Annotated in this window: 6 protein-coding genes and 1 pseudogene; 1 reads left to right on the forward strand and 6 read right to left on the reverse strand. The window is 68.5% G+C overall.

Annotation, left to right across the window (positions count from 1 at the left end):
- The 6 genes and pseudogenes from HMPREF3115_RS31930 to HMPREF3115_RS13935 all read right to left on the reverse strand — a co-directional run.
- Positions 1-200: pseudogene (locus tag HMPREF3115_RS31930) on the reverse strand (hypothetical protein); the annotation flags it as partial.
- Positions 191-823, reverse strand: coding sequence for a gamma-glutamylcyclotransferase (locus tag HMPREF3115_RS13915; RefSeq protein WP_070554794.1), 633 nt, complete (start codon positions 821-823; stop codon positions 191-193). The gene HMPREF3115_RS13915 and the pseudogene HMPREF3115_RS31930, both read right to left, overlap by 10 nt.
- A gap of 12 nt (positions 824-835) precedes the next feature.
- Entirely contained in the window at positions 836-1,612 is a 777-nt protein-coding gene (gene ybeY, locus HMPREF3115_RS13920; protein WP_065494512.1) for an rRNA maturation RNase YbeY, read from the reverse strand.
- A gap of 154 nt (positions 1,613-1,766) precedes the next feature.
- Positions 1,767-2,813, reverse strand: a complete 1,047-nt coding sequence (locus HMPREF3115_RS13925; RefSeq protein WP_006398340.1) for a PhoH family protein — start codon at positions 2,811-2,813, stop codon at positions 1,767-1,769.
- A gap of 69 nt (positions 2,814-2,882) precedes the next feature.
- Positions 2,883-4,256, reverse strand: a complete 1,374-nt coding sequence (miaB, locus tag HMPREF3115_RS13930; RefSeq protein ID WP_006406545.1) for a tRNA (N6-isopentenyl adenosine(37)-C2)-methylthiotransferase MiaB — start codon at positions 4,254-4,256, stop codon at positions 2,883-2,885.
- A gap of 221 nt (positions 4,257-4,477) precedes the next feature.
- Entirely contained in the window at positions 4,478-5,410 is a 933-nt protein-coding gene (locus HMPREF3115_RS13935; protein WP_070554796.1) for a LysR family transcriptional regulator, read from the reverse strand.
- Between the two features lie 142 nt (positions 5,411-5,552).
- Here HMPREF3115_RS13935 and HMPREF3115_RS13940 point away from each other — a divergent pair, with 142 nt between their 5' ends.
- Entirely contained in the window at positions 5,553-6,728 is a 1,176-nt protein-coding gene (locus HMPREF3115_RS13940) for an MFS transporter (RefSeq protein ID WP_006406543.1), read from the forward strand.
- The last annotated feature ends 31 nt before the right edge of the window (positions 6,729-6,759 follow it).

The following is a 6,759-nucleotide window of genomic DNA, read 5'->3' on the forward strand; positions in this document are numbered from 1 at the left end:
CCGCAGCCGAACACGCCGCAGCCCGCCAGCGCGACGCTGGCGGCGGCGATCAGCGCGACGGTGCGCAGTCGGAAAGCGAAACCGGCGCGCACCCGCCGCGAATTGAGGGCCGCAGCATCTGTCGGCCCCGCACGGCGGCCGTCCGCGCACAGCGGCGCGGCAGCGCGAGCGGGACGCGCAGCGCGGCGCATCATCGGCATCGCGCGAGCAGGCTTTCGAGCGCGCGGTCCGGAATGCCGCTCGCGCGCAGCGCTTCGACGGTGCGGGTCACGTAATCGAGCGTGGTGCCGTAGCGGCCGGCCGCGCAGCCGAACACTTCCTTCACGACCGCATCGGGCAGCTTGCCCGTGTACGTCGGCGCGTCGCGACGCATCACGAACGCGAGCGCCGTCACGCGTTCACCGGTTTCGAGCGAGCACGGCAGCCACGCGGGCCGGTACGAGCCCATCGGCATTTCGCGCTTCCACAAGGTTTCGAGATGCGGCTGCGCGGTCGCGCCTGCGAGGCGGAACGCGATACCGGCGCACGAGCCGCCGCGATCGAGCGCGAGCACGAGGCCCGGCCGCTCGGGCGTGCCGCGGTTCACGCGCGACCACAGATAGAGCCCGCGATGGTAGCCGTGCACCTTGGCGCGCACGGCGGCGACGGTCGGCAGGCCGGGATTCCAGATCAGCGAGCCATAGCCGAACAGCCAGAGATCCTGCCGGCCGTCCCAGTCGCGCATCGTGTGCGCGAGCGATGCCGCAAGCTCCTCTTCCGTCAGCAGACGGCCTTCGCCGATCGACGGCGGGTAGGCGGGCGGGAGCGTCGCGGCGTTCTGCATCGTTCGGCCGGATTACCGGTACGGGTTCGGAAAGCCCAGCTTCGCGAGAATGTCGACTTCGAGCGCTTCCATCTCGGCGGCGTCCTCGTCGCTCGTCTCGTGATCGTAGCCCTGCGCATGCAGCGCGCCGTGCACGAGCAGGTGCGCGTAGTGGGCCGCGAGCGGCTTGTCCTGCTCGCGCGCTTCCTTCTCGACGACGGGGCAGCACAGCACGAGATCGCCGATCACGGTGCCGTCCGGCGCCGGATCGTAGGCGAACGTCAGCACGTTGGTCGGATAGTCCTTGTGGCGATAGCCGGCGTTCAGCGTGCGGCCTTCCGTTTCGCCGACGAAGCGCACCGTGATCTGCGCGTTCGCGAACAGCGCCGGCTCGAGCCATTCGGCGATCAGCTTGCGCTTCGGCAGCGTCTTGCGCACCGCGCTCGTGATTTCGTCGCCGTATTGCACGGACAGGTCGAGTTCCTGCTCGCGCTGCTCGCCATCGTCGTCTTCGTCGCGCGGCGCCGGTTCGGCGCCGACGTGCAACGTGAGGCTGTCGTAATGCTCGGGCTGCAGCGCGAGCTTCGCGCGCATCGCCGGATCGTTGTGCTGCGCGACGATCGCGACGGCGGCGTCGCCCGAGCTGCCCGACAGGTCGAACATCAGGCTGCGGCCGTCCGGAAAGTCGATTCGCAGCCCCTGCGCCTTCACGGTGCGGGCCTTGCCCTTCGCATCGAACAGCGACACGCGGGTGGATTCGGACGCGGCGGACTCGGCGCGCCCCGACTTGCGAGAACGGGTGGATTTCATGACGCGTACGGCGATTGGAACGCGATGAGGATACACCAAACGGTCGATTGCGCCCGAATTCCGGCTGCCCGTGCGCGGACGAAAAAAGACCCGGCGCGCACCAGCGGGCCGGGTCCGGTCGCGCTTCGCGCGTTCGGCGTGTTCCCGCGTCCCGTCAGGCGTCCTTGTGCTGCGCGTGGAAATCGTCGTACGCCTCGACGATGCGCGCGACGAGCGGGTGACGCACGACGTCCGCGCTCGTGAAGCGCGTGAGCGCGATGCCGCGCACACCGCCGAGCACCTGCTGCGCCTCGACGAGGCCGCTCTTGTGGCCGCGCGGCAGATCGACCTGGCTCGTGTCGCCGGTCACGACGGCCTTCGAGCCGAAGCCGATCCGCGTGAGGAACATCTTCATCTGCTCGGGCGTCGTGTTCTGCGCTTCGTCGAGGATGATGAACGCATGGTTCAGCGTGCGGCCGCGCATGTACGCGAGCGGCGCGATCTCGATCATCTGGCGCTCGAACATCTTCGCGGTCTTGTCGAAGCCGAGCAGGTCGTACAGCGCGTCGTACAGCGGCCGCAGATACGGATCGACCTTCTGCGCGAGATCGCCCGGCAGGAAGCCGAGCCGCTCGCCGGCCTCGACGGCCGGGCGCGTCAGCACGATGCGCTTGACCTGATCGCGCTCGAGCGCGTCGACCGCGCATGCGACCGCGAGATAGGTCTTGCCGGTACCGGCCGGCCCGATGCCGAACGTCACGTCGTGCGACAGGATCTGCTTCAGATACTCGCGCTGCGCGGGCGTGCGGCCGCGCAGATCCGCGCGCCGCGTGTAGAGCTTCGGCGCCGGCTCCTCGAGCGCCTCGTCGTCGTCGAGCTGGACGGTCGGCTCGTCGAACGGATGATCGGGGTCGCCGCGAAAACGCACGTCGAGCGTGTCCTGGCGGCCGTTGCCGCTCGTGTGGCGTACTTCGACGAGCGCGAGCTGGATGTCGTCGACCGACAGCGGATCGCGCGCGCGGTTGTAGAAGTTTTCGAGCGCGGCGAGTGCGAGCTTGGCGCCGCGCCCGCGGATCGCGATCCGGTGCCCGCGTCGCGCGAGCGTGACATCGAGCGCCTGTTCGATCTGCCGCAGGTTTTCGTCGAGCGGGCCGCAGAGATTCGCGAGGCGCGCGTTGTCGTCGCGCGGCGCGGTGAATTCCAGTGCTTGAGCGGGCTTCAAAGTGGCGTCGGGCTCCTGTTGGGCTGGCGGCCGGCGGCGCGGAAACGCATGCGTTTCCGCGAACCGGGCCTAGTGCGTGGCTGCGCTCGCGTCGTCGCTGACGAGCACGAGTTCGCCGCGCAGCGAGTGCGGATACGCGTGGTTGATCTTCACGTCGATCATCTGGCCGATCAGGCGCGGATGCGCGGCGAGCGGCGCCGGGAAGTTCACGACCCGGTTGTTCTCGGTGCGGCCCGCGAGTTCGTTTGGATCCTTGCGCGACGGCCCTTCAACGAGGATACGCTCGACCTTGCCGACCATCGACTGGCTGATGCGCGCGACGTTTTCCTCGATCGTCGCCTGCACGAGCTGCAGCCGCTTGAGCTTCACGTCGCGCGGCGTGTCGTCGTGCAGGTTCGCGGCCGGCGTGCCGGGGCGCGGGCTGTAGATGAACGAGAAGCTCGTGTCGTAGCGCATGTCGTGCACGAGTGCCATCATCTTGTCGAAATCCTCTTCCGTTTCGCCGGGGAAGCCGACGATCAGGTCGGTCGACAGCGACAGGTCGGGACGGATCGCGCGCAGCTTGCGGATCACCGACTTGTATTCGAGCACCGTGTAGCCGCGCTTCATCGCCATCAGGATGCGGTCCGAACCGTGCTGCACCGGCAGGTGCAGATGGTTCACGAGCTTCGGCACTTTCGCGTACGTGTCGATCAGCCGCTGCGTGAATTCCTTCGGATGCGAGGTTGTATAGCGAATCCGTTCGATGCCCGGAATGTCGGCGACGTATTCGATCAGCGTCGCGAAATCGGCGACCTCCGACGAGCCGGCCGTCAGCGCGCCACGATACGCGTTCACATTCTGGCCGAGCAGCGTGACTTCGCGCACGCCCTGATCGGCGAGGCCCGCGACTTCGGTCAGCACGTCGTCGAGCGGGCGCGAGACTTCGTCGCCGCGCGTGTACGGCACGACGCAGTAGCTGCAGTACTTCGAGCAGCCTTCCATGATCGACACGAACGCGGTCGGCCCTTCGACGCGCGCGGGCGGCAGGTGATCGAACTTCTCGATTTCGGGGAACGTGATGTCGACCTGCGCGCGGCCGCTCGTGCGGCGTGCGTCGATCATCTGCGGCAGGCGGTGCAGCGTTTGCGGGCCGAACACGAGGTCGACGTACGGCGCGCGCGACACGATCGACGCACCTTCCTGGCTCGCGACGCAGCCGCCGACGCCGATCAGCAGATCGGGCTTCGCTTCCTTCAGCTCGCGCACGCGGCCGAGATCGGAGAACACCTTTTCCTGCGCCTTTTCGCGCACCGAGCAGGTGTTGAACAGGATGATGTCCGCGTCTTCCGGGGAGTCGGTCTTCTCGAGGCCTTCGGCCGCATTCAGTACGTCCACCATCTTGTCCGAGTCGTACTCGTTCATCTGGCAGCCGAAGGTCTTTACGTAAACTTTCTTCGTCATGGGGTTCGCCGTTCGCAGTGGTTGACCTGGGGGCGTGTCAAAGGTGAATCGGGACGGCAGCGCGTCGCGGCGCCCGGTTGCGCAGGTCGCGCGTGGCGCAGGAAAAGCCGTCGGGAAAGCCTTCCATTATAGCTTTTCGCGCGGGCCGACGCGGCCGCCCGGTGGTGGCCCTGCGACACCCGCATTGGCGTTCCGACCCTTCGTGCGCCGCACGCGGGCCGTCACCGGCATGCGTTCAGCAGATCCTCGAGCGCCGCTTCCTCGCGCGCGAAGCGCTCGGCGAGAAAATCGAGCAGCACGCGCACGCGCCGCGCCATGTAGCGCTTGCTGTGATAGATCGCGTGCAGCGGCGCGTCCTGGTGGCGCCACTCCGGCAGCAGCACGCGCAAGCGGCCCGCGCGCACGTCGTCGGCGATGTCCCACAGCGACTTCAGCGCAATGCCGTGCCCGCGCAGCGTCCATTCGCGCGTGAGGCCGCCGTCGTTGGTCTCGAACGCGTTCGACATCGGCACCGTGTAGGTCTGCACCTCGTCGCCGCGCGTGAAGCGCCAGGTGTTCATCGGCCCGGATGCGATCGTGATCACGTTGCACGGAAATCGGGCTAGATCGTTCGGGTCGGCCGGCGTTCCGTAGCGTTCGACGAACGACGGCGCCGCGCACAGCACGCGCCGGTTCGCGGCGAGCCGCCGCGCGACCAGCGCGCCGTCGGGCGGCGCCGCGAAGCGGATCGCGAGGTCGATCTCGTCCTGCCAGAGATTCGACGACGAATCGGACGCCGTCAGCGAGAACGTGACGTCGGGATGCCGCGCGGTGAATTCGTCGAGCCAGTCGAGCAGCTGGTTGCGGCCGAAATCGGATGTCGACGACAGCCGCACCTTGCCGCCGACGACGTTGCGGCCTTCCTGCAGCATCGCGTCGGCGTCGTCGAGCGCCTGCAGCGCCTGCCGGCAGCAGTTGAGGTACAGCCGCCCTTCGTCGGTGAGCCGCAGCTGCCGCGTCGAACGCTCGAACAGCCGCGTCGCGACTTTCGCCTCGAGCTTCGCGAGCCGCGCGCTGGCCGCCGCCGGCGTCAGGTTCAGCTTGCGTCCGGCGGCCGACAGGCTGCCGAGTTCGGCCGCTTCCACGAACAGCCGGATGTCGCCGAGTCGATCCATGCGATTTTCCAGAATCTTTTGAAAATGGTTCAAACGTCGCGCCAATTATCAAATATCGGCGCGTTCGGGACAATGCGCGCACGAACTTGTGCGATGCGGCATCGGCCCCGGTGCCGCGTCCGCCCCTTACCGGAGAACCCTCATGCCCATTCCGTTGCTGGCGCTCGCGATCAGCGCCTTTGCCATCGGCACCACCGAATTCATCATCATGGGTCTGCTGCCCGAAGTCGCGCACGATCTGGCCGTGTCGCTGCCGTCGGCGGGCCTGCTCGTGACGGGCTACGCGCTCGGCGTTGCGGTCGGCGCGCCGCTGCTGGCCGTGCTGACGAGCCGCATGCCGCGCAAGGCCGCGCTGCAACTGCTGATGGCGATCTTCATCGTCGGCAACGTGCTGTGCGCAACCGCGTCCGGCTACACGATGCTGATGGTCGCGCGCGTCGTCACGTCGTTTGCGCACGGCTCGTTCTTCGGGATCGGCGCCGTGGTCGCCGCGTCGCTCGTGCCGGCCGACAAGCGGGCCAGCGCGATCGCGCTCATGTTCACGGGCCTCACGCTGTCGAACGTGCTCGGCGTGCCGTTCGGTACGTTCGTCGGGCAGCTGCTCGGCTGGCGCGCGTCGTTCTGGATCGTCGCCGCGCTCGGCGTGCTGTCGCTGGCCGGCATCGCGGCGCTCGTGCCGAACCGGCACGACAGCGGGCCCGTCGGGCTCGGCCACGAAGTGCGCGTGCTGAAGGAGCCGCAGGTGTGGCTCGCGCTGCTGATGACGGTGCTCGGCTTCGGCGGCGTGTTCGTCGTGTTCACGTATATCGCGCCGATCCTCGAGAGCGTGTCCGGCTATTCGCCGCGCGCAGTCGCGCTGATCCTCGTGCTGTTCGGTGCGGGGCTCACGGTCGGCAACACGCTCGGCGGCCGGCTCGCCGATCGCGCGCTGATGCCGTCGCTGATCGCGATCCTCGTCGCGCTGATGGCGGTGATGGCGGTGTTCGCGAAGACGAGCCATCTGCCCGTCGCGGCCGCCGTCACCGTATTCGTGTGGGGAATCGCCGCGTTCGCGACGGTGCCGCCGCTGCAGGCGCGCGTCGTCGAGAAGGCCGCGAGCGCGCCGCATCTCGCGTCGACGCTGAACATCGGCGCGTTCAACGTCGGCAATGCGGGCGGCGCGTGGCTCGGCGGGCTGGCGCTCGATCACGGGCTCGCGCTCGATGCGCTGCCGTGGGTCGCTGTCGCCGTGACGTTCTCGGCGCTCGTCGTCACGTGGCTCGCGATGCGGCTCGACGCGCGCGGGCCGGCACGCGACTGCGCGGCAACGGCGCAATAGGGCGGCCGGCGAGGTGCGGCCGGCGAGGTGC

Source organism: Burkholderia sp. HMSC10F09 (assembly GCF_001806955.1).
GTDB lineage: Bacteria > Pseudomonadota > Gammaproteobacteria > Burkholderiales > Burkholderiaceae > Burkholderia > Burkholderia multivorans.

Excerpts from the sequence above, each read along its gene's own strand:
- HMPREF3115_RS13915 (WP_070554794.1), bottom strand. The coding sequence starts at position 823 with ATGCAGAACGCCGCGACGCTCCCGCCCGCCTACCCGCCGTCGATCGGC.
- ybeY (WP_065494512.1), bottom strand. The coding sequence starts at position 1,612 with ATGAAATCCACCCGTTCTCGCAAGTCGGGGCGCGCCGAGTCCGCCGCG.
- miaB (WP_006406545.1), bottom strand. The coding sequence starts at position 4,256 with ATGACGAAGAAAGTTTACGTAAAGACCTTCGGCTGCCAGATGAACGAG.
- HMPREF3115_RS13935 (WP_070554796.1), bottom strand. The coding sequence starts at position 5,410 with ATGGATCGACTCGGCGACATCCGGCTGTTCGTGGAAGCGGCCGAACTC.
- HMPREF3115_RS13940 (WP_006406543.1), top strand. The coding sequence starts at position 5,553 with ATGCCCATTCCGTTGCTGGCGCTCGCGATCAGCGCCTTTGCCATCGGC.